The following is a 21,021-nucleotide window of genomic DNA, read 5'->3' on the forward strand; positions in this document are numbered from 1 at the left end:
GCACCCTCAGCCGGCTTCGCGCCGGGCTGCGCGGCTGGCGCGCCGCCCTGTGCGGGCGCCCCGCCCTGTTTCCATTGACTGACCTGCACCGGCGCGCCGGGGCGGATCTTCTGGAAGCCTTCGACCACCACCACGTCGCCGGCCTTCAGGCCGCTGGTGATCAGCCAGTTGTTCTGGAAGGCGCCGCCCGTGGTGACGGGCGACTGCGCGATCTTGTTGTCGCGCACCAGCATCAGGCTCTGCTTGCCGTCGGCCGTGCGTTGCAGCGCCTGCTGGGGAACCATCAGGGCGACGTCGTCAAAGCCCTGCTCCAGCCGGACACGCACATACATGCCGGGCAGCAGGATGCCGTCGGGATTGGGGACTTCGGCCCGCAGATTCACCTGGCCCGTGCTGGGGTCCACCGTGATGCCCGTGAACAGCAGTTTGCCAGGGTGATCGTATTCGGAGCCATCTTCGAGCACGACGGTGGCGCGGGCGGCGTCTTTGCCCACCTGCTGCAGACGGCCGCTGGCAAAGGCGCGGCGCAGCGCGGCCAGGTCAGCGGTGGACTGCGTGAAGTCGACGTAGATGGGGTCCAGCTGCTGCACCGTGGCCATTTGGGTGGCGGAGGTGGATTCGACCAGCGCGCCCTCGGTGACCAGCGGCTTGCCGATGCGGCCGGTGATCGGCGAGGTGACGTCCGTGTAGCTCAGGTTGATCGCGGCGTTGTCCTGCGCGGCCTTGGCGGCGGCGACGGTGGCGTCGGCCTGGCGGAAGGATGCCACGGCGTTGTCGTATTCCTGCTTGCTGACGGCGTTGGCCTTGACCAGCGGGGCATAGCGGTCGGCCAGCAGCTTGGCGCTGAACAGGTTGGCCTGCGCCTGCTTCAACTGCGCCGTTGCCTGATCGTAGGCGGCCTTGTAGGGCGCCGGGTCGATCTTGAACAGCAGCTGGTTTTCCTTGACGTCGCCGCCCTGCTCGAACGTGATGCGCTGCACGATGCCGGTGACACGGGCGCGGATCTGCGCGTCGCGCACGGCGTCCACGCGGCCGGGCAGTTCAGAGACGATGGGTGCGCGCTGCGGCTGCACGGTAACGACGCTGACCTGGGGCATGCCAGGATTCATCTGGGGCTTTTCACCACAACCCGCCAATATCAGCGCGAGGACGCCACCGGAAACAGCCAGACCCGAAATTCGTTTAGGCGAAAACCGCATTGAAACCCCCGCGTAGCGTAATGAATCGCGTCGTGAAATCGCGTCAGGAACCGCAGCAATCCGAACGTGCCAGGAGGCAGCGATCAAATCATGACCAAGCGTCACCAACGACACGTGAATAGCCCAGTAATGTAACTCAGATATTGGGGAAATCACGTACTTTCGGGCAGTTCGGGGGAACTTTCGGGAGTAATTCCGCAACAATTTTTAGCCGCTGGCGAGCTCCCGCAGATTGCCCAGGAACGCGTAGCCCACGCCATGCACGGTGTGCAGCGGCAGCCGTGCGCCGGCAAGGCGGACCTTGGTGCGAAGCCGGCAGATGGCGACGTTGAGCGACCGCATGTTCATGCCGCCACGCAAGGATTTCACTTCGCTGCGGGCCAGTTCCCGCCGCGGGTTCTTTAACAGGCACGCAAAGCAGGCGCGCTCGACCTCGGTAAGATCCAGCCGCACGCCGTTGGGCAGTTGCAGCGTCCAGCCCCAATAGAGCAGGCTCCACCAGCCGTCGACGGGTTCGTGCGCCTGGCTGGAAGACCACGGGCCGAGCGCAGTATGACCGGCAGCAGCGCCAGCCGTCCTGCCGGCAGCAATGCCGGCAGAAACGCCAGCGTGAACGGAAGCAATACCGGGATCAGGAAAGGGAGCGTTCAAGGCGGATCTCCACCAGGACGGCCGGTGGCACGCGTTGGGGCGGCCCGTCCCGGAACAAGGTTGCGGTTTGTCCCGGAAGGCTACCTTCACGGCGAGGCTTTGCGCCCGTCGCCGGCCAACTATCAGACCAATCCGACTTTCACGCCCCCCGGATGACCCCGCAGCCCGCTACGAATGATGCGTGCCGTTGCGATGGATGTCGTGCGTGACGAAGCAGCTATCCTGCGTCGGCCGGTTCAGAATGCCCGGCTTTTCAAGCGTGCGGCGGATGTCCGTCAATCCCGACTCCCAGTGCTCGCGCATGGCTTCGGTGCCGAACTCGTAGTCCTTGGAGTACCGCTCGCGGTGCTTGGCCTCGTAGATGAGGTTGATGATGTTGGTGGCCGGCGTGTGCGAAAGTTTGCGGATGTCGGCCAGGTCCGACGCGTCGCGTTCGCTTTCGGGCAGGCGCTCGAGCAGCCGCTGCAGTCCATGGCGCAGCTTCAGCACGCGCCGCAACTGATCGGTGACCAAACGGGTTCGGCTGGAATACTGGATATCCTTTTGCCGCTCGGCCACCTCTTCGAGCGAGGTGGGCAGATCGCCGCGCGCCGGCCAGAGATCGACCTGGAATGCGAGCGTGTCACGCATGTTTTCGGTGGTCAGCACCTGCGCCAGCGGCGTGTTGGAGACGACGCCCCCGTCCCAATAGTGCTCGCCGCCGATCTCCACCGACGGGAACCCCGGCGGCAAGGCGCCCGAGGCCATGACGTGCTCGGGTCCCAGCGTGTGATGCAAGGTGTCGAAATACGCGAAGTTGCCCGAGCGCACGTTCACGGCGCCGAAGCTGGCCCGCACCGCGCCGCTGTTGAGCAGCTTGAAATCCACGAACTGGCGCAGGGTGTCGGCCAGCGGCGTCGTGTCGTAGAAGCTGGTGGAAGCGGCGCCGCGGCCCCGCACCAGATAGGGCGGTGGAAAACGCGGCTTGAAGAAACCCGGCTGGCCCGTCAGCAGGGCCTGCATGGCCGAGACCTGCCCGTTCATCGCGGGCGAGCCAAAGCCAAACGGCTGGCCTTCGAACATGCGGGTGAAGGCATCGCCCCAGGGCAATGAGGCAAAGCCGGTGGGCCGGCAGATGCTTTCCCAGAAGCCGCGCAGGCGTTCGACCCGCTCGTCTTCCGGGGATCCTGCGATGATGGCCGCGTTGATCGACCCGATGGAGATGCCGGAAATCCAGTTGGGCCGGATGCCGGCTTCGTGCAGGCCCTGGTACACCCCCGCCTGGTAGGAACCGAGCGCGCCTCCGCCCTGCAGCACGAGCGCGACGGTATCGTAGGGCGGCGTATCGCCGGTGTCTTCGGCCAGGGCCTTGCGGCGAGCGGTCATGCGGCGTCCTCTAGCGCTTGGTCTTGTCCGGCACCTGCGGCGTGCCGACGCCGGCGCGGAACGGGTACTTGGCGAAGACCTCCGCCACCACCTTGTCCACGTTCTCCGCCGAACCCGCGCTGTCGGGATTCTGGACCTCGCCCACGGCAACGCCCTCCCAGACCAGTTGCCGCCGCCGCGCATCGACCAGGTCGACGCTCAGCGTGCCTTCGGTGTATTGGTAGACGTCGTCGCCCCAGCCGTAGCCGGGCCAGCCGCCGTAAAAGCCGGTGCGATAGCCGTAATACGGACCCATGGGCGCGAAGCCGGGCGTGACTTCGGTCTGCTGCTGGAGCTTGGCGCCGAAATTCAGAAGCAGGTCGGGATTGGTGGCGCTATAGGTGTAGCCGCGCATTTCCATCTGGCCGCGGGCCGCGCTCTTGAGCCGTTCGGTCAGCAGCGTGTTGTAGCCGGCCTTGTCCGTCCCCAGCGGAGACATGTAGCCGAACGTCTGATACTGCGCAAAATTTGCCTGGTGGTCGTAATCGCTCTTGACCGTTGGGCCTGAGGCGCAGGCCGCCAGTAATGCCGTCATGGAACCCGCCGTCAGCAATTTCAACGCTTTCATGTCGATCTCTCCGTGAGTTCAAGGCGACCACATAGTGCCGCGAAGCCATCAAAGTTTCAACAGAATCTCATTCGCAACCACCAAAATTCCAGGCAAGATCGCGCGATGCCGTGCATGCCGCCAAACTGGGGGTGCCCATTCACCGGCGCGCCCGGACTGCCGTGGCGCCTGGCAGGACGACTTCCACACCGTGCAGGGTCACTTCCCTATCGCCCCGCGCGTCGGGTCCATTACACTTCCCGTCGCTTCCCGCCATCCCTACAGACACGCCCATGCTTGAACTCGACGGCTCCATATGGTTTCGCTCCGGCGCCCAGACCTGGGGCGGCAAGAACCGCATTGATCTGCTGGCGCAGATCGATGCAACCGGGTCGATCACGGCGGCGGCGCGCGCCGTGGGCATGAGCTACAAGGGCGCGTGGGATGCCATCGACGCCATGAACAACCTGGCCGGCGAGCCGCTGGTGCTGCGCGCGGCGGGCGGCAAGGGCGGCGGCGGCACGCAGCTGACGGACCGGGCGCGCCGCCTGATCACGACCTTCCGGGCGCTTGAAGTCGAACACCGCAAGTTCATGGACAACCTGACGCGCGCGGGGCTGGATGCCAGCGGCGACATCGACCTGATGAGGCGTTTCATGCTCAAGACCAGCGCGCGCAACAAGTTTCTGGGCACCGTCATCGAGATCCGCGAGGGCGCCGTCAACGATGAAGTGGTGCTGCGCATTGCAGGCGGCCACACGGTCACGGCCACCATCACCCGTGAAAGCACCAAAGAGCTGGGCCTTGCACCCGGCAAGGAAGCCATCGCGCTGGTCAAGGCGTCGTCGGTCATCGTCGGCGCGCCGGGGCCGGGACTGCGCCTGTCGGCCCGCAATCAATTGCAGGGTCGCATCACCGACCTGCGCCCGGGCGCCGTCAACAGCGAAATCCTGATTGCCATGGACGGCGGCGCCACGCTGGCGGCCATCGTCACGAACGAGAGCGCCGCAGACCTGAAGCTGGATGTCGGCGCCGAGGCGGTGGCGATCTTCAAGGCGTCCAGCGTGATTCTTGGCGTGCTGGACTGACGCCGGCAATTGCGGCGGCCTGCACCCAAGTCTGGCCGTCACGCGAATCAGGCCATCACCGTGTTGATTACAGCCCCACGTTCTCGTCGTGGCGCCCCACCCTGCCCTCACGCACCTCGAACACCTCGTCGGCCAGGGCCTCCACGTCCGCGGGGTCGTGCGTGATCAGCAGCATCGGCACATCAAGTTGCCGCTGCAACGCGTCCAGCTCCTGCCGCATCTTGCCGCGCAACTGCGAGTCCAGCGCGGAAAACGGTTCGTCCAGCAGCAGGATGTCGGGCTGCAGCATCAGCGCCCGCGCCAGCGCGACGCGCTGCTTCTGCCCGCCTGATATCTCGTTGGGATAGCTGCCGACGATGGCGCCCAGTTCAAACGCATCCACCCAGCGCCGGGCTTCCGGCGTCACCTCGCGGCGAGGCGGATTGAGCCAGCCGGGACGCAGGCCGAATGCGATGTTCTGCGCCACGGTCAGATGGGGAAACAGCGCATAGTCCTGGAACAGGTACGCCACGCGGCGCGAGCGCGCCGGCAGGTTGATGCCCGACTCGCTGTCGAACAGCACCCGTCCATTGATGGCGATGCGCCCGGCGTCCGGACGCAGCAGTCCGGCCACGGCGCGCAAGGTAAGGCTTTTGCCCGCGCCGGACGGCCCGAACAGCGCGATGCGTTTGGCGGCTGACTTGAACTGCACGTCGAGCTCGAATCTGCGGTCGCCCGAGACCATGTGCTTGCGCACGGCAAGGTCGATACTCATCGCCCGCCTCCATTGCGCTGGCCGGCGCCGATGGGCACCAGCTTGCCGGCGGCCAGCAGCACGACGATGCAGGTGATGGAGGTGACCAGCACCAGCATGTTGGCAGTGGCGTCATCGCCCGCCTGCACCGCTTCGTAGATGGCGACCGACAAGGTCTGCGTGCGGCCCGGCAGGTTGCCTGCGATCATCAGCGTGGCGCCGAATTCGCCCAGCGCCCGCGCAAAGGCCAGCAGCACGCCGGCCGCGATGCCGCGGGCGGCCAGCGGCAAGGTAACGCGAAAGAACACGCCCGCCTCGCCCACGCCCAGCACTCGGGCCGCGTTTTCGAGCTGGCCATCCACGTTTTCAAACGCGGCCCGCGCAGACTTGAACACCAGCGGAAAAGCCACCACCGACGCCGCGATCACGGCGCCTTGCCACGTGAAGACCAGCTCGATGTTCCAGCGCGCCAGCGTCTCGCCGATGATGCCGCGCCGGCCCAGCAGCACCAGCAGGTAATAACCCAGCACGGTCGGCGGCAGCACCAGCGGCAGCGTCAGGATGGCGTCCAGCAGGTCGCGGCCTGGCCAACGCCATCGCGACAAGCCATAGGCCGCGGCCGTGCCGGCCACGGTTGCCAATAGCGTGGCCCAACCTGCCACTTTCAGGGAAAGCAGCAGCGGCACCCAGACCGGATCACTCATCAATACCTACGATTCAACAGAGACTCAGGGCTTCTGAAAGCCGAAACGCGACAGTATCGCCTGTCCGGCGGGCGACATGACATAGGCCACGAAGCTTTCGGCTTCCTTGGCCGCGGCCTCGCGCGTGGTCAACGCAATGGGATAAGTCACGGGCGTGGTCGACGGGACGCGCACGGCGACATTGACCTTGCCCGGCATGATGGCCGCGTCGGTCGCGAACACGAAGCCCGCATCGACCTCGCCGCGCGCCACGTAGTCCAGGCTTTGGCGCACGTTCTGCGCCAGCACGCTCTTGGCCTGCACGGCGTCCCACAGACCCTCGGCCTGCAGCGCGGCCTGCGTGTAGCGGCCGACCGGCACCGAGGCCGGATTGCCGTAAGCGATGCGCTTGACCTCGTCGCGCTCCAGGTCCTTGAGCGATTTGATTCCCGCCTTGCTGTCGGTCGGAACGATCAGCACGATCTGGTTGGCCGCGAAGTCCACGCGGGTGGCGGGCTTGACAGCCTTTTCCTCGACCGCCTTGTCCATCGCCTTCTGGTCGGCGGACGCGAATACATCCGCGGGGGCACCCTTCACGATCTGCTGCAAGAGCACGTCGGACGCGCCGAAGTTCAGGACCACCTTGGTGCCGGCATGTTCCTTTTCAAAGCCCTGCGCCACTTCCTTGAAGGCATTGGTCAGGCTGGCGGCGGCCGACACCACGATTTCTCCGGCGCTGGCATTGGCGCCCCAGGCGGCGGCGAGCGCCACGGTCAGCGCCACGAGCGGGCGTTTGTGCAACATGTATTTCTCCTGTGGATGGCGGCGTGTCAGGATCGAAATATATCCAGGTATATAACGGTCGTCAATTTTGGTCGCCACAGGGGTTTATGAAATATCAAGGGAGACGCCGGCCGGCGGAATCAGCCGCGGTCGACAGTGGTGACGTGCACGGATTCGGGCGCCAGCGCGACGCGCAGAAAGTCCAACGCGGTTTCGGGGCGGGCGGCGCCGCACATGAAGATGTCCAGGGCCGCGAAGCAGTGCTCCGGCCAGGAATGGATGCTGATATGGGATTCGCTGAGCAGGATCACGCCGGTCACCCCCGCCCCGTCCCCGAAATGATGGAAGTGGGTGCTCAGCACCTGCGCCCCGGCCGCGCACGCCGCCGCGGTCATGTGCCGTTCCAGCGCCTGCGCGTCGGTCAGGAGGCTGGGCGCCACGCCTCGAAAGTCGGCCAGCACGTGCCGGCCGGGAGTTCCGTACACGGTCACTTGTGGGATCCGCCCGAGGACCAGCCCGAGCCGCCCGAAGAACTGCTGCCCCAACTGCTGCTACTACTGCCGCCCCCCAGGCGCGTGCCCGGCGCACTGGCGCTGGTGGTGGCCAGCACGACCACCATCGCGTACATGGCATACAACAACTTGCCCTTCATCTATTCGTCCTCGCCTGTCAGCATGTCGGCCAGCATGGCCGGTAGCCAGAGAAACACCATCCCGATCAGAACCGGAATGAAGCGGCCGGCAAAAATATTGTTGAAGTTCAGGAACACCATCGCGATCAGCGCGCCCTTTGCCCATTTGCGATAGCCGCCCGCGCCCTTGGCCGACGCCACCCGCATCGCCTTCTGGCGATTGAGTTCCGGGCGGTCGAACCACTGGGCCAGTTGCGCCGGCGACACCGGCGCCGACGCCGACCAGCCCAGTTCCTTGTCGGCCAGTTCGCGGGTCAGCTTCAACGTGCCGACCTGGTAATCGGTGATCTGCGTGCTGTCGCCCACCTTGACGCGCCAGTTGAAGGCGCCCAGCGCCATTTCAACGCGCGAGGTGTAGTCGTACAGCTTCTGGTACACCCGGTTGCGCCAGCGCACGCTGGTGGCGTTGTTGTGGCTGGGCCAGGTGTCGCAGACCTGCACGCGTTCCCAGCCCTCGTCGGACTCCACCAGCCAGACGAACCCCTTGGCCGGGTTGAACAGCAGGTATTCCATCCAGCTTGAGGGTTCTTCGGGATCGGGATCGGCGCACTTCATCAGGCCGATCAGCGTGAAGTCGACGCCTTCCATCTTGGCGACCGAGCCCAGCGGCAGCGTGGCGCGGATCTTCTGCACCTTGCGCGCCTTTTCAATGACCTCGGCCGTGGGGCCCGAGCAGTCGACGGCGGCGGCGCACGACGGGCAGACGACATTCGTGGCCATGGCGGCCACGAACGAGATCGGCGCGCCGCAGTTCGGGCAGTCCAGCGCCTTGATCTGGCCGCGAAAGCGCCCCGCGGTTTCCTCGACCTGTTCTTTGGTGCGCAACGAGCCCGCCTGCATGGCGGACAGGTCGAACGCCTTGCCGATATAGAGTTCGGGCTGCGGACCGTCGGAGAAATCCAGCGTCAGGAACGCGTCCAGGCTGCGGTAGTCGGCCACCTTGGCCTGCCAGCCGTCGCCCGGCACGAAGGGCAGCTCGCCCTGCGCGCCGCCGGCCTGGCTGGTGCGCACGTCCGCCGCCACGAAACGCTGGCCGTCGAGTTTCAGCTCATCGCCGGGCGAGATGCTGTCGAACGCCGGCATCTCCTGCACGGACTTGACCTTGCGCCGCCGCGTGACGGCATACTGGCCCGAGGCGTCCGACAGCCAGCCGTCGGACCCGTCGTCGAACCACACGTACCACTCGTTCCAGAAGCCCTCGTCAAAGCGCATCTGGATGCGGCCGATGACGTCAAAGCGCTTGCCGTCATGGGTGCCCGTCGCACCCAGGCACAGCGGCGAATAGTCCTCCAGGACGTCGGCCGCCTCGCCGGTGCGCCTGACCGACTCCGCGTCCTTGAGCAAGGTGCTGCGGCAGGCGCCGCAGACCGCCATGACGGAGGCCGCGGACGTGAACTTGACTGGGGCGCCGCACTGCGGACACAGAACCTGCTGCATGGGGCCTTAGCTGGTGAGTTTCTTCAGCACCTCGGCCTTGGCCGAGTCGTAGTCCGCCGCCGTGATGAGGCCCTTGTCCAGCAGGTCTTTCAATTGCTGCAGGCGCTGCACCGGATCGGCCTGCGCGGGCTGAGCGGCGGGTTGTTGCGTCGGCTGCTGCGGCTGCTGTTGGGCCGGCTGCTGTTGGGCCGGCTGCTGCGGCTGGCCCTGAGATACGCCCAGTCCCTGCGCCATCGTCTGGCCCAGCGCCGCGCCGGCCGCCAGGCCCGCGCCGATGCCCGCAATGCCGCCTTCGTTCTGCGCGGCCAGCGGAATCGACGTCGCCGTCTGATACTGCGTGAACTTGCCCAGGTCGCCGGCCATGCCCATCGAGATCCGGGTGTCGAGCGCCTTTTGCAGCTCTTCGGGCAACGACACGTTCTCGACCGTGAAGTTGTCCAGCTTGACGCCGTAGCGGTCGAACACGGGCGCCAGCTGTTCGGCAATGCTCTGCGACATCAGGCCCTGGTTGCCGGCGATGTCCAGGAACGGCACCTTGGAACTGCCCAGGGCGGTCGTCATGGCGGCCACGACCATATTGCGCAGCTGCGCTTCAAGGTCGTCCACCGTGTACACGTCGCGCGTGCCGCTGATTTCGCGGTAGAACTTGCCGGGATCGGATATCTGGTACGAATACACGCCGAACGCACGCAGGCGCACCATGCCGAATTCGCTGTCGCGCAGCGTCACGGGCTGCGCCGTGCCCCAGCGCCGGCCCAGTTGCAGGCGCGTGCTGAAGAAGATGACGTCCGACTTGAAGGGCGACTCGAACAGCTTGTCCCAGTTCTTCAGGTAGGTCAGGATCGGCAGCGTCTGCGTCGTCAGCTTGTACATGCCGGGGCCGAACACGTCGGCCACCTTGCCTTCGTTGACGAACACCGCCATCTGCGATTCCCGCACGGTCAGGCTGGCGCCGTACTGGATTTCAAAATCCTGCATCGGATGGCGCCAGGCGAGCACGCCGTCGCGATCCTCGTTCCATTGCAGGATGTCGATGAACTGCTTGCGAATGAATGAACCGAGACTCATGGAAAGTCCTCCTGTGTCAGATCGGAGAGTGCGCGCCGCTCAGGTCAGGCAGGCAGCGTTGACGATGCCGGCCGCCAGCGAGATCGCGCCGATCAGGCCGCCCATGGCGATGTTGTTTTCGGCGATGGCGTCGGTCATGCCGCGTATGGCCTTGGACACCACCGCGTAGACGACGATCTGCACGATCATCGCCGCCACGCCCCAGACCACGAACATGACGAAGCTGGCGTGGACCGCGATGCTGGAACACAGGGTCAGGCTGAAGCCGACCAGCGCGCCGCCATAAGACAGGGCGGCGGCGATGTTGCCCTCGCGGATGAGGTCGAATTCCTTGTAGTGCGTGATGGCCGTATAGACCGCCGTAAAAACGCCCAGCATGACGAGCGCCGAGACGATATAGATCAGATAGGTCACCGCCGGATGCATTGCTTCTCCCATTGCCAGCCTCCCAATTGCGCGCAGTATATACGTCGCGTTCGATATACTGCGAACGCATTTTTTGGCTCGGACACTCCCATGCGCGACCGCGTTCTCATTCTCTCGGTATTGATCGTTGCGTCCTGCGGGTTGGGCTACGAGCTCATCAGCAGCGCGCTCGCCAGCTATTTGCTTGGGGATTCGATCCTTCAGTTCTCCTCCGTGATCGGGTGCTATCTCTTCGCGATGGGCATCGGATCGTGGTTGTCAAAATATGTAAGAGACGAAGACGTTCTGAATCGCTTCATCGACGTCGAGCTGCTGGTCGCGCTGTTGGGCGGCGTGTCGGCCGCCGTCCTGTTCCTGGTGTTCGCGTGGTTGTCCGCGCCCTTTCGCGCGGCGTTGTATGTCGGCGTCTTCATCATCGGACTGATGGTCGGCATGGAGATCCCGCTGGTGATGCGGGTCTTCAATCAGCGCAAGGCCGAATTCCGCGAAATCGTCAGCCGCGTGCTGACCTTCGACTACCTGGGCGCGCTGGCCGTGTCGCTGGTGTTCCCATTGCTGCTGGCGCCCAAGCTGGGGCTTCTGCGCACCAGCTTCCTGTTCGGCATCCTGAACGCCAGCGTGGCGCTGTGGACCACGTGGCTGTTCCGCGCCGAGGTCACCCGCCCCGGCGAAAAGGCCGTGCGCGCTGGCGTGGTGCTGGGGATTCTGGGCCTGGGGTTCGTCTATTCCGGCAGCATGACCGCCTGGGCAGAAAAAGGCCTGTATGGCGACGACATCATCCACGCCGAGACCACGCAGTATCAGCGCCTGGCCGTGACGCGCTGGCACGACGACCTGCGCCTGTACATCAACGGCAACCTGCAGTTCTCGTCGCGCGACGAGCACCGGTATCACGAATCGCTGGTGCATCCCGGCCTTCAGGTGCTGCCGTGGGCGCGCAACGTGCTGGTGCTGGGCGGCGGCGACGGCCTGGCCGTGCGCGAGATCCTGAAATACAAGAACGTCGAACATGTCACGCTGGTGGATCTGGATCCGGCCATGACGAATCTGTTTTCGCGTTCGGATCCGCTGGTCGCGCTGAACGCGGGCGCGCTCAAGGACCCGCGCGTCACCGTCATCAATGACGACGCGGGGCGGTGGCTGGAGACGCACGCCGAGGTCTACGACTTCATCGTGGTGGACTTTCCCGATCCGTCCAACTTCGGCCTGGGGCGGCTATATTCCGTGCCGGTCTATCACCTGATGGCGCGGCATCTGGCGGAAAACGGCTATATGGTCGTGCAGTCCACCTCGCCCTATTTCGCGCCGCGTTCGTTCTGGAGCGTGGACGCCACTCTGAAGGAAGCCGGCCTGAACACCTGGCCGTATCACACCTACGTGCCGTCGTTTGGCGACTGGGGTTTCATCCTGGCCAGCAAGCGGCGCGACTACGCACCGCCCGAAAAAATCACCGTGCCCACGCGCTATCTGGACGCCGTCACCGTGCGCGAACTCTTTCACTTTCCCGCCGACATGCCGGCGCTGGCCATGCCGCCGAACCGCCTGAACGAACAATCGCTCGTGCGCTACTTCGACGAGGACTGGCGCAAGGTCATCCGCTGATGCGGCGCCGCAGCTTCCTGTTGGGCGCTGCCACGGCCGCCGCCGCGGGCTCGGTCGGCTATTGGCGCGCGCGCGTCGTCGAGACGACGCCCGATGTGCACTATCCCGGCATGCAGGCCGGCCACGCGCTGCGCGACGAGGCCGCCCTGCCGCAGCCTTCGGCCACGCGGCAGCATCAGGTTGCGATCCTGGGCTCCGGCGTGGCCGGGCTGTCGTGCGCCTGGAAACTGGCCCGAGAAGGCTTCACCGATTTTGTCGTGGTGCAGGGCCCCGAGTTCGCGGGCAACGCCGCGGCGGGCGTGCGCGATGGGCTGGACTATCCGCTGGGCGCGCACTACCTGCCCTTGCCCTCGCTCGCGTCCGCCCACGTGCGTGAAATGCTGGCCGACTTCGGAATCATCGAGCGCGGCGCGGGCGACGCGCGTCCCTACTACGACGAAGCCGTCCTGGTGCATTCCCCGCAGGAAAGACTGCTGCGCAACGGGCGCTGGGAAGAACACCTGCTGCCGATGACGGACGTGCCCGAGGCCGACGCCGCCCAGCACCAGCGCTTTCTGGCGCTGATCGATCAGCTGCGCACACAGGTCGGCAGCGATGGCCGCAAGGTGTTCTGCATCCCGCTCGATCTGTCGTCGCGCGATCCGGCGTGGCGCGCGCTGGATGCGCTGACATTCAAGGACTGGCTGGCGCGTGAAGGCTATACCTCGCCCGCGCTGCATTGGTATCTGAACTACTGCTGCCGGGACGACTACGGCGCGGGGCTTGAGGTGGTCTCCGCTTGGGCGGGGCTGCATTACTTTGCCAGCCGCGACGGCCATGCCGCCAATGCCGGCGAAGGCGCCGTGTTGACCTGGCCGGGCGGGCTGGCGACGCTGGCCGAACGGATGCGCGCGGCCATCACGCAAAAGCTCGGCCACGCAGACTGGCTGCTGCCGGGCACGGCGGTGCGTATCGAGGAACTGGCCACCGGCCCGCGCGTCCTATGCATCCAGACTTCGGCCGATGGCGCCGCCCGCGCCTATGCCTTGCAAACCCGCCGCACCGTCTGCGCCATGCCGCTCTTCGTCGCGCAACGCCTGCTGCCGGACATCCGCGCGTACGGCTACGACCCGGCCACGCACGCCGCGCCGCACGCGGCCTGGATGGTGTCGAACTTCGTCATGGACGGCTATCCGCTGGAAGCGCCGGGCGAGCCGCTGTCGTGGGACAACGTCGTCTACGAAGGCCAGGCGCTGGGCTACGTCGTGTCCACCCATCAATTGCTGCGCGTGGCGCGCACACCGCGCAGCGTGTTCACGGCGTATCACGCGTTGAGCGGCCAGACGCCGCAGGCCGCGCGCGAATGGCTGACGCGCGCCAGCCCGCAAGACCTGCGCGACGTGGCCGCGGTGGATCTGGTGGCGGCCTATGGCAAGGAGTTCTGGCGCAACGCGCGCCAGTTGGAGATCACGGTGCGCGGCCACGCCATGGCGACGCCGGTGTGCGGCTACCTGTCCAATCTGGGTCTGGCTGCCCTGCGCGCCGTGGACGGTCCGGTGCTGTTCGCGCACGCCGACCTGTCGGGATATTCGGTCTTTGAAGAAGCCTCATGGTGGGGCGTGACGGCAGCAGCGCGTATTCTGGGCGGCCATCGACAAGGATGAGACAAGACATGGGTAATCAGATCATCGTGCTGGGCGCCGGTATCGTCGGTGTCTGCTGCGCGCTGGAACTGCAGCGGCGCGGCATGTCGGTCACGCTTGTGGATCGTCAGGCGCCCGGGATGGAAACGTCGATGGGCAACGCGGGCGTGCTGGCCCGCAGTTCACTGATGCCGTTCAATCATCCTGGCCTCTGGGGACAACTGCCGCGTCTGTTGAAGAACGACACCGTCCAGTTCCGATACCGCTGGTCCTACCTGGCGTCGAACCTGGGCTGGGCGGCGCGATTCCTGATGAGCGCACGGCCATCCGTCTTCCAGGAGACTGCCCGCGCGTTGGACGGCCTGATCCGGCAGTCCGCGCCCCAACACCTGAAGCTGCTGGATGAAAGCGGCGCGCGCCACCGGCTGCGCGACACCGGCTGGATCTTCCTGTACCGCACGGCGGCGGCCTGGAACGGCGGCGCGCTGGGACGACGCACGTTCGCCCAGTACGACGTGCCGACCCGCGAACTGGACCCTGCCGCGCTTGCCGAGCTTGAACCCGCCCTGTTGCCGATCTTTCACCGCGCATTGTGGATTCAGGGTTCGTATTCGGTGGATGATCCGCACGAGGTCGTTGCGGCGTACGCCGGATTGTTCCAGCGCGAGGGCGGCATCTTCAAACGGATGGATGCCGCCGCCATCCGCCGCGATGCCAACGGCTGGACAGTGCAGGCAACGCGTGCATCGGAATCGGTGTCGGCCGACCGGCTGGTCGTCGCGCTGGGGCCGTGGTCCAAGGCGATGCTCAAGACCACCGGCATCGACCTGCCCATGGCGTTCGAACGCGGGTATCACATGCACTACAGCGGCCGCGAGGGCGCGCGTGTCACGCGGCCGGTTTACGACACAGGCGGCGGCTACGTGCTGTCGCCCATGGCGCGCGGGCTGCGCCTGTCCACGGGCGTCGAGCTGAACGCTTGCGAGGCGCCCGCGCGCCTGGAGCAACTGGATCTGGCGGAACAGCGCGCCCGCGAGGCCTTCCCGCTGGGGGACCGGCTGGACGCGGCCGCCTGGCTGGGCCGCCGTCCCACCCTGCCCGACAGCCGCCCGATGATTGGCGAAGCGCCGCGCCATCCCGGCCTGTGGCTGGCGCTGGGGCACCAGCACATCGGGTTCAGCACAGCACCGGGCACGGCAAAGGTGCTGGCGGAACTGATGCTGGACGGTGCGGCGGCGTCGCGCCACGCGGCCTTCCGGCCCGGCCGCTTCATTTAGGCGTTACGCCACCCGTGCCACGTCCCAGCCGTCAAACAGCACCCCGTACTCATCGGCCAGTTCATTGAAGGCCATGCAGCGTCGGAACAGCTTGTCTGCGGGCAGGATTTCGACCTTGCTCACGAACATCGTCCAGCCGCCGTCCTCGTCTTCGGACTGGTGGATGCTCTCCAGCCGGTACTTGCTGTCGGCGATCTCGCGGTAGATGATTTTTAGCGCCTCTTCCCAGCCGGCCATGAAGTAGTAGCCCCACTTCAACGGCGCGAAGGTATCCCAGCCGTTCTGCGCCATCTTGCTGTACATAGCGTCAATTGACGCCTGGCTGGTTTCCATCTTTGCTGCGCTCGATCATCGGATTTTTCAAGGCGGCGATGGTAGCAGAGGACCGGCATTCTGCCGGGCAAAAAAAACGCGGTCCCCGAAGGACCGCGTCTTCTGACCGCGTTGTGTCGTCGTCACCCCAGCAACAGGGCATCGTCCGACAGCTTTTCGCCCCGCACCCGCTCGAACATGGCCAGCAGGTCCGGCACGTCCATGCCGCGGCGCTCGTCGCCGGACACGTCCAGCACGACCTGGCCCTGGTGCAGCATGACGGTACGGTCGCCGACATCCAGCGCCTGGCGCATGCTGTGCGTGACCATCATGGTGGTGAGCTGGTTTTCCGCCACGATGCGCGCCGTCAGTTGCAGCACGAAGTCCGCGGTGCGCGGGTCGAGCGCGGCGGTGTGCTCGTCCAGCAGCAGGATGCGCGAGGGTTGCAGCGCCGCCATCAGCAGACTGACGGCCTGACGCTGGCCGCCGGACAACAGGCCGATGCGGTCGGTCAGGCGGTTCTCCAGGCCCAGACCCAGCGTGGCAAGGCGCTCGCGAAAGCCCGCTTTCATCGAGGCCTTCACGGCGCGGCTGTAGCCGCGTGAGGCGCCGCGCATCTGCGCCAGCGCCATGTTTTCCTCGATGGTCAGGTCTTCGCAGGTGCCCGCCATGGGGTCCTGGAACACGCGGGCCACGCTGCCGGCGCGCGCCCACACGGGCTGGCGCGTCACGTCCACACCGTTGATGTCGATGCGTCCCGAATCGATGGGCAGGTCGCCCGACACGGCGTTCAGGAACGTGGACTTGCCCGCGCCGTTGGAACCGATCACGGTGACGAACTGGCCCGACGGGATTTCCAGCGTGAGGCCGCGCAGGGCGCGGGTCTCAATGGGCGTACCCGCGTTGAAGGTGATTTTCAGGTCTTTTGCGGACAACATATCAGCGCCCCTTCTTGCCGACCAGGCGGCGCTTGAGCATGGGGATGACCAGGGCGATCGTGACGAGCACCGCGGTGACGAGGTTCAGGTCCTGCGCCTTCAGGCCGATGAAATCGCTGTTGAGCGCCAGGGCGATGAAGAAGCGGTAGACGATGGCGCCGATGATGACGGCCAGCGTGGCCAGCACCAGCTTGCGCGACGGCAGGATGCTTTCGCCGACGATCACCGCGGCCAGGCCGATCACGATGGTGCCGATGCCCATCGAGATATCGGAGCCGCCTTGCGTCTGCGCGAACAGCGCGCCGGCCAGAGCAACCAGCGCGTTCGACAGCGCCATGCCGCCCAGGATCATTCGGCCGGTGTTCACGCCTTGCGCGCGGGCCATGCGGCCGTTGGAACCGGTGGCGCGCACGGCCAGGCCGGTCTGCGTGGCAAAGAACCAGTCCAGCGCCAATTTGCAGAGGATGACGATGACGATAAGCAGCAACGGGCGGGCAACGTAGTCGGAAATCCACGCAGGCTGCAGGATCGTGAAGACGGTGGGTTCGGTGATCAGCGGCACGTTGGGCTTGCCCATGATGCGCAGGTTGATCGAATACAGCGCGATCATCATCAGGATGCTGGCCAAGAGATCCATGATCTTGAGCTTGACGTTCAGCCAGCCCGTAACCAGTCCGGCCGCGGCGCCCGCAATGGTTGCAATGATGGTCGCGGAAAACGGATCGGTGCCCGAGGCGATCAGCGTCGCACAGACCGCGCCGCCCAGCGGAAAGCTGCCGTCCACGGTCAGGTCCGGGAAGCGCAGCAGGCGAAAGGAGATGAACACGCCCAAGGCCACCAGACTGAAGATCAAGCCGATCTCCAGCGCGCCTAACAACGAGAACAATGACATGGGTCAGATCCAATCAAGATAAGAAACGAGCATATTAAAGAAGTGAAACGTACGATTTCTTGCGTTCGCGGGTCAGTTTTACCCGAGCTTTCGCAATGAACGTTTCCCGGCATGGATTTTCTCTCGTTTCCCGCCCGCGTGCCTACGCGCCGGCGCAGCCAGCGAAAGCACGAGACCTGTCAAGGAAGCAACAACGCCGGGCCGCGAGCATCTTGTGAACGCTGCCGCCCTGTGGAACATCGGGTAAGCACACCACGAAAAACGCAAGAAAAACCCCGCGCACGCCGGATAGGCATGGCGGGGCCGATTTCGCGCCGTATTATTTCACGACCACCGCGGCGGACTTGATCAGCGCCTCGGGCAGGGTCACGCCCTGCTTGGCGGCCGCGCCCGGATTCACGTACAGCTCGAGCTTGGAGCTGGTTTCAGACGGAATCGCGCCGGGCTTCTCGCCCTTCAGGATGCGCACGACGACCTTGCCGGTCTGCACGCCCAGATCGCGGTAATTGATGCCCAGGGCGGCAATACCGCCGCGCTTGACGCTGTCGGTGTCCGACGCGATCAGCGGGATCTTGGCGTCGTTGCCCACCTTGACCAGCGACTCATACGCCGACACGACGTTGTTGTCGGTGTTGGTGTAGATGACGTCGACCTTGCCGATCAGGCTGCGAGCGGCGGACGCGACGTCCACCGAGCGCGGGGCGGCGGCTTCGACCAGGCTCATGCCCGACTTGGGCAGGATTTCCTGGAGCTTCTTGACGACCACGACCGAATTGGCCTCGCCCGGGTTGTAGACGATGCCGACGCGCTTGGCGTTGGGCAGAATCTTCTTGATGAGTTCAACCTGCTTGTCCAGCGCCAGCAGGTCCGACACGCCGGTCACGTTGGTGCCCGAGGCGTCCATGCTGGACACGAGTTGCGCGGCAACCGGATCGGTCACGGCGGAATACACCACCGGCACGTCCTTGGTGGCGGCCACGACGGCCTGCGCCGACGGCGTGGCGATCGCGACGATGGCGTCCGGACGGTCGCCGACGAACTTGCGGGCGATCTGCGCGGCCGTGCCGTTGTTGCCTTGCGCGCTTTGATACTGCCACTTCAGGTTCTTGCCCGGCTCGTAGCCGGCTTGCTTGAGGGCGTCTTGCACCCCGTCACGCACGGCGTCCAGCGCCGGATGCTCGACGATGGCGGTCACCGCGACGGACTTTTGCTGCGCGGCGACCGGCGCGGCGATGGCCATCGCCAGCGCCATCGCGCCAACCGTCAGAAAATGTTTTTTTCCGATCAGCATATGTTTGCTCCTTGAACCCTGGGTATTGCTTGTTGAATGTGCCGGTTTCTTCATGGCGGGCGCGGGTTTTTGATCCGTTTGTCCTGCCACAAAGCCGTATAGTCTAACGTGCCGTCCACCAAATGGACTTGGGGGGAATCCCTGTAATGGTGCATCCATACAGGCGCGCCCCGACCCGGGGCAGCGGCCCCCGGGGCATCGGCCCCCGGTGCGGCGGCGTGAATATACTGACAACCGTCGGGCAAACGCCGTTCATCCCGTTCCGCGTGCCCGCCGACGGCATCCCGAGGCCACCATGATCAAACGCGCACTGGGCCGATCCGGCCTGCAGGTTCCCCCGCTCACTTTCGGCGGCAACGTCTTCGGCTGGACCGTCGACGAGGCCGGCACCTTTTCCTTGCTGGATGCGCTGGTGGACGCCGGCCTGAATTTCATCGACACGGCCGACATGTATTCGCGCTGGGTCCCCGGCAATCAGGGCGGCGAATCCGAAACCCTGATCGGCAAGTGGCTCAAGCGATCGGGCAAGCGCGACCAGGTGCTGATCGCCACCAAGGTCGGCATGGAGATGGGGCCGGGCCAGAAAGGTCTGTCGCCCGCCTACATCCGCCGCTCGCTGGACGCATCGCTGGCGCGCCTGCAGACGGACTACGTGGACCTTTACCAATCGCACCAGGACGACCCGGACACGCCGCTGACCGACACGCTGGCCGAATACGCCAAGCACATCGAAGCGGGCAAGGTGCGCGCGATCGGCGCGTCCAACTACACGGCGGTGCGGCTGTCGGAAGCGCTGATTGCCAGCGAGCGGCACAGCCTGCCGCGCTACGAAAGCATCCAGCCCGAGTACAACCTGTACACCCGCGAGCCCTTTGAATCCGGCCTGCAAAGCCTGGTGAAAACCCAGCAGATGGGCACGATCAATTATTTCGCGCTGGCAAGCGGGTTTCTCAGCGGCAAGTACCGCGGTCCCGAAGACGCAGGCAAGAGCGCGCGCGGCAAGAAGATCGTGGACACGTATCTGAATGATCGTGGCTACCGCATCCTGAAGGCGCTGGACGAGGTTTCGGAGGACGCCGGCTGCACGCCCGTGCAGGCCGCGCTGGCCTGGCAGATCGCGCAGCCGGGCATTACGTCGCCCATCGTCAGCGCCACCTCGCTCGCCCAGCTGGACGAACTGGTCAAGGCCGCCAGCCTGACGCTGACGCGCGACCAGCTGGCCCGGCTGAGCCAGGCCAGCGATTGGCGCTGAGGGCGCTTAGCCCGGCCGCTTAGTCCAGCCGCTTAGTCCAACGTCACGCCGGAGTCCTTGACGACCTTGGCCCAGCGCTGGACTTCGCTGTCGACGAACTTGCCGAACTCGGCGCCGGTCAGCGTGGGCACGCCGGTGCCGTTGCCCGCCCAGGTCTCCTTCAGCTTGGGCGTGTTCAGCGCTTTCGTGATCTCGGCGGCCATTCTTTCCGTGGCTTCCTTCGGCGTGCCCGCGGGCGCCCAGATCGCATACCAGGTCGACACCACGTAGTTCGGCACGCCGGCTTCGGCGGCCGTGGGCACGTCGGGCAGCGATTGCGAACGCTCGGTGGCGGCCACGGCCAGCGGCTTGATCGCGCCGGCGCGGATGTGGCCAGCCGACGAGCCCAGGCCGTCAAACGCCAGATCCACCTGACCGCCGATCAGCGCCGACAGCATGGGACCCGCGCCCTGATACGGCACGTCCACCAGCTTGACCCCCGTCTGCATCGCGAACAGCTCGCCGGCCAGATGGTGCGTGCTGCCCTTGCCTGCCGTGCCGAAGTTGATTTCGCCAGGGCGTTTCTTTGCGTAGTCGATGAACTCCTGCAAAGTCTTGACCGGCAGCTTGCTTGCGTTGATGACGACGACCTGCGGCGGCTGCGCCACCAGGGCGACCGGCACGAAATCCTTCTGGATGTTGTAGCTGAGGCTCTTGTATAGGGAAGGCGCCAGCGCATGGTGTGCGCCGCCCATGAAGAACGTGTAGCCGTCGGGCTTGGCCTTGGCCGCCACGCCGGCGCCCACGGTGCCACCCGCGCCGCCCTTGTTGTCGATGACCACCGTCTGGCCAAGCTGCGTGGTGAGCTGCGCGGCCAGCGGACGGGCGAACGTGTCCGTGCCGCCCCCGGCGGGAAACGGAACGATCAGCGTGATGGGGCGTTCGGGCCATTGCGCGGCGGCAACGCCGCCGAAACCCAGGGCTGCCACGGCGAACACGGCCGCGGCGGTGGTGCGATAAGTCATTTTGTCTCCTCTTGCTGCATCGGGGGACGGCGCCTGTTTTCTGGCGTCTCGTCGCTGAGATATTTTTTCTTCTGAATGCGGCGGGCAGGTCTTATCGGGGCATTGGATGGGGATGCTTCTC

The 21,021-nt window shown here is 65.6% G+C and carries 22 protein-coding genes; 5 read left to right on the forward strand and 17 right to left on the reverse strand.

The window, feature by feature from the left end; all coding sequences use genetic code 11:
• From B3446_RS17120 to B3446_RS17135, 4 genes are all read right to left on the reverse strand, one after another.
• On the reverse strand, positions 1-1,199 hold a 1,199-nt coding region (locus B3446_RS17120; protein WP_291383635.1), incomplete at its 3' end, for an efflux RND transporter periplasmic adaptor subunit.
• A gap of 207 nt (positions 1,200-1,406) precedes the next feature.
• On the reverse strand, positions 1,407-1,850 hold the full coding sequence (locus B3446_RS17125; protein ID WP_291383637.1) for a helix-turn-helix domain-containing protein: 444 nt from the start codon (positions 1,848-1,850) through the stop codon (positions 1,407-1,409).
• A 168-nt stretch (positions 1,851-2,018) separates the two neighbouring features.
• The gene (locus B3446_RS17130; RefSeq protein ID WP_291383639.1) at positions 2,019-3,215 is read right to left on the reverse strand and encodes a patatin-like phospholipase family protein; all 1,197 of its coding nucleotides are present in this window, start codon (positions 3,213-3,215) and stop codon (positions 2,019-2,021) included.
• Positions 3,216-3,225: 10 nt separating this feature from the next.
• Complete coding sequence (locus tag B3446_RS17135; protein ID WP_191575751.1) at positions 3,226-3,822, reverse strand: DUF4136 domain-containing protein; 597 nt, start codon at positions 3,820-3,822, stop codon at positions 3,226-3,228.
• Positions 3,823-4,094: 272 nt separating this feature from the next.
• Between B3446_RS17135 and B3446_RS17140 the strand changes: the two genes are divergently transcribed.
• A complete protein-coding gene (locus tag B3446_RS17140; protein ID WP_175123632.1) occupies positions 4,095-4,889 on the forward strand; it encodes a TOBE domain-containing protein in 795 nt (264 codons plus the stop codon).
• 67 nt (positions 4,890-4,956) lie between these two features.
• Here B3446_RS17140 and B3446_RS17145 read toward each other — a convergent pair whose 3' ends face one another.
• The 8 genes from B3446_RS17145 to B3446_RS17180 all read right to left on the reverse strand — a co-directional run bounded on the left by B3446_RS17145 (position 4,957) and on the right by B3446_RS17180 (position 10,710).
• A complete protein-coding gene (locus B3446_RS17145) occupies positions 4,957-5,643 on the reverse strand; it encodes a sulfate/molybdate ABC transporter ATP-binding protein (protein WP_191575753.1) in 687 nt (228 codons plus the stop codon).
• The gene (modB, locus tag B3446_RS17150; protein ID WP_175123634.1) at positions 5,640-6,326 is read right to left on the reverse strand and encodes a molybdate ABC transporter permease subunit; all 687 of its coding nucleotides are present in this window, start codon (positions 6,324-6,326) and stop codon (positions 5,640-5,642) included. Before modB ends, B3446_RS17145 begins: the two co-directional genes overlap by 4 nt.
• Before the next feature lie 24 nt (positions 6,327-6,350).
• Complete coding sequence (gene modA / locus B3446_RS17155; RefSeq protein WP_291383643.1) at positions 6,351-7,109, reverse strand: molybdate ABC transporter substrate-binding protein; 759 nt, start codon at positions 7,107-7,109, stop codon at positions 6,351-6,353.
• A 119-nt stretch (positions 7,110-7,228) separates the two neighbouring features.
• Entirely contained in the window at positions 7,229-7,579 is a 351-nt protein-coding gene (gene speD / locus B3446_RS17160; RefSeq protein ID WP_291383645.1) for an adenosylmethionine decarboxylase, read from the reverse strand.
• Positions 7,576-7,740 (reverse strand): hypothetical protein, encoded by a 165-nt coding sequence (locus tag B3446_RS17165; RefSeq protein ID WP_175123637.1) that lies wholly within the window; start codon positions 7,738-7,740, stop codon positions 7,576-7,578. The genes speD and B3446_RS17165 overlap by 4 nt, the downstream gene beginning before the upstream one ends.
• Entirely contained in the window at positions 7,741-9,216 is a 1,476-nt protein-coding gene (locus tag B3446_RS17170) for a DUF4178 domain-containing protein (protein WP_291383647.1), read from the reverse strand.
• 6 nt (positions 9,217-9,222) lie between these two features.
• Positions 9,223-10,284, reverse strand: coding sequence for an SPFH domain-containing protein (locus tag B3446_RS17175; RefSeq protein WP_218344641.1), 1,062 nt, complete (start codon positions 10,282-10,284; stop codon positions 9,223-9,225).
• Positions 10,285-10,323: 39 nt separating this feature from the next.
• Positions 10,324-10,710, reverse strand: a complete 387-nt coding sequence (locus tag B3446_RS17180) for a DUF350 domain-containing protein (protein ID WP_105239633.1) — start codon at positions 10,708-10,710, stop codon at positions 10,324-10,326.
• 90 nt (positions 10,711-10,800) lie between these two features.
• Here B3446_RS17180 and B3446_RS17185 point away from each other — a divergent pair, with 90 nt between their 5' ends.
• Genes B3446_RS17185 through B3446_RS17195 form a run of 3 tightly spaced genes read left to right on the forward strand, consistent with a single transcriptional unit; the run spans position 10,801 to position 15,211 of the window.
• A complete protein-coding gene (locus B3446_RS17185; RefSeq protein ID WP_175123640.1) occupies positions 10,801-12,312 on the forward strand; it encodes a polyamine aminopropyltransferase in 1,512 nt (503 codons plus the stop codon).
• Entirely contained in the window at positions 12,312-13,955 is a 1,644-nt protein-coding gene (locus B3446_RS17190) for an NAD(P)/FAD-dependent oxidoreductase (RefSeq protein WP_291383651.1), read from the forward strand. Before B3446_RS17185 ends, B3446_RS17190 begins: the two co-directional genes overlap by 1 nt.
• An 8-nt stretch (positions 13,956-13,963) precedes the next feature.
• Entirely contained in the window at positions 13,964-15,211 is a 1,248-nt protein-coding gene (locus tag B3446_RS17195; protein ID WP_291383653.1) for an NAD(P)/FAD-dependent oxidoreductase, read from the forward strand.
• Positions 15,212-15,214: 3 nt separating this feature from the next.
• Here B3446_RS17195 and B3446_RS17200 read toward each other — a convergent pair whose 3' ends face one another.
• The 4 genes from B3446_RS17200 to B3446_RS17215 form a co-directional block, all read right to left on the reverse strand.
• Positions 15,215-15,514: a ribonuclease E inhibitor RraB gene (locus tag B3446_RS17200; RefSeq protein ID WP_291383655.1), complete on the reverse strand. Its 300-nt coding sequence runs from the start codon at positions 15,512-15,514 to the stop codon at positions 15,215-15,217.
• Between the two features lie 152 nt (positions 15,515-15,666).
• Positions 15,667-16,461, reverse strand: a complete 795-nt coding sequence (locus tag B3446_RS17205; RefSeq protein ID WP_291383657.1) for an ABC transporter ATP-binding protein — start codon at positions 16,459-16,461, stop codon at positions 15,667-15,669.
• 1 nt (position 16,462) lies between these two features.
• Positions 16,463-17,353: an ABC transporter permease gene (locus B3446_RS17210; RefSeq protein ID WP_056563113.1), complete on the reverse strand. Its 891-nt coding sequence runs from the start codon at positions 17,351-17,353 to the stop codon at positions 16,463-16,465.
• Between the two features lie 319 nt (positions 17,354-17,672).
• Positions 17,673-18,644, reverse strand: coding sequence for an ABC transporter substrate-binding protein (locus B3446_RS17215; RefSeq protein WP_056563116.1), 972 nt, complete (start codon positions 18,642-18,644; stop codon positions 17,673-17,675).
• A gap of 295 nt (positions 18,645-18,939) precedes the next feature.
• On the opposite strand from B3446_RS17215, the gene B3446_RS17220 reads away from it, so the two are divergent.
• A complete protein-coding gene (locus B3446_RS17220; protein WP_291383661.1) occupies positions 18,940-19,896 on the forward strand; it encodes an aldo/keto reductase in 957 nt (318 codons plus the stop codon).
• A gap of 32 nt (positions 19,897-19,928) precedes the next feature.
• On the opposite strand, the gene B3446_RS17225 is transcribed toward B3446_RS17220, so the two are convergent.
• Positions 19,929-20,900 carry a Bug family tripartite tricarboxylate transporter substrate binding protein gene (locus B3446_RS17225; RefSeq protein ID WP_175123645.1) on the reverse strand — a complete coding sequence of 324 codons (972 nt, stop codon included), beginning with the start codon at positions 20,898-20,900 and terminating at the stop codon, positions 19,929-19,931.
• Positions 20,901-21,021: the final 121 nt, after the last annotated feature.

Origin of the sequence: Achromobacter sp. UBA5777, from assembly GCF_002418565.1 — a bacterium.
Lineage (GTDB): Bacteria > Pseudomonadota > Gammaproteobacteria > Burkholderiales > Burkholderiaceae_B > Achromobacter > Achromobacter animicus.

Bases quoted from the DNA above. Each gene is read 5' to 3' on its own strand.
- B3446_RS17145 (WP_191575753.1), bottom strand. From the start codon at position 5,643: ATGAGTATCGACCTTGCCGTGCGCAAGCACATGGTCTCGGGCGACCGC.
- B3446_RS17135 (WP_191575751.1), bottom strand. From the start codon at position 3,822: ATGAAAGCGTTGAAATTGCTGACGGCGGGTTCCATGACGGCATTACTG.
- B3446_RS17215 (WP_056563116.1), bottom strand. From the start codon at position 18,644: ATGCTGATCGGAAAAAAACATTTTCTGACGGTTGGCGCGATGGCGCTG.
- modA (WP_291383643.1), bottom strand. From the start codon at position 7,109: ATGTTGCACAAACGCCCGCTCGTGGCGCTGACCGTGGCGCTCGCCGCC.
- B3446_RS17200 (WP_291383655.1), bottom strand. From the start codon at position 15,514: ATGTACAGCAAGATGGCGCAGAACGGCTGGGATACCTTCGCGCCGTTG.
- B3446_RS17205 (WP_291383657.1), bottom strand. From the start codon at position 16,461: ATGTTGTCCGCAAAAGACCTGAAAATCACCTTCAACGCGGGTACGCCC.
- B3446_RS17210 (WP_056563113.1), bottom strand. From the start codon at position 17,353: ATGTCATTGTTCTCGTTGTTAGGCGCGCTGGAGATCGGCTTGATCTTC.
- B3446_RS17140 (WP_175123632.1), top strand. From the start codon at position 4,095: ATGCTTGAACTCGACGGCTCCATATGGTTTCGCTCCGGCGCCCAGACC.
- B3446_RS17195 (WP_291383653.1), top strand. From the start codon at position 13,964: ATGGGTAATCAGATCATCGTGCTGGGCGCCGGTATCGTCGGTGTCTGC.
- B3446_RS17225 (WP_175123645.1), bottom strand. From the start codon at position 20,900: ATGACTTATCGCACCACCGCCGCGGCCGTGTTCGCCGTGGCAGCCCTG.
- B3446_RS17170 (WP_291383647.1), bottom strand. From the start codon at position 9,216: ATGCAGCAGGTTCTGTGTCCGCAGTGCGGCGCCCCAGTCAAGTTCACG.
- B3446_RS17165 (WP_175123637.1), bottom strand. From the start codon at position 7,740: ATGAAGGGCAAGTTGTTGTATGCCATGTACGCGATGGTGGTCGTGCTG.
- B3446_RS17180 (WP_105239633.1), bottom strand. From the start codon at position 10,710: ATGCATCCGGCGGTGACCTATCTGATCTATATCGTCTCGGCGCTCGTC.
- B3446_RS17220 (WP_291383661.1), top strand. From the start codon at position 18,940: ATGATCAAACGCGCACTGGGCCGATCCGGCCTGCAGGTTCCCCCGCTC.
- B3446_RS17185 (WP_175123640.1), top strand. From the start codon at position 10,801: ATGCGCGACCGCGTTCTCATTCTCTCGGTATTGATCGTTGCGTCCTGC.
- B3446_RS17130 (WP_291383639.1), bottom strand. From the start codon at position 3,215: ATGACCGCTCGCCGCAAGGCCCTGGCCGAAGACACCGGCGATACGCCG.
- B3446_RS17175 (WP_218344641.1), bottom strand. From the start codon at position 10,284: ATGAGTCTCGGTTCATTCATTCGCAAGCAGTTCATCGACATCCTGCAA.
- B3446_RS17190 (WP_291383651.1), top strand. From the start codon at position 12,312: ATGCGGCGCCGCAGCTTCCTGTTGGGCGCTGCCACGGCCGCCGCCGCG.
- modB (WP_175123634.1), bottom strand. From the start codon at position 6,326: ATGAGTGATCCGGTCTGGGTGCCGCTGCTGCTTTCCCTGAAAGTGGCA.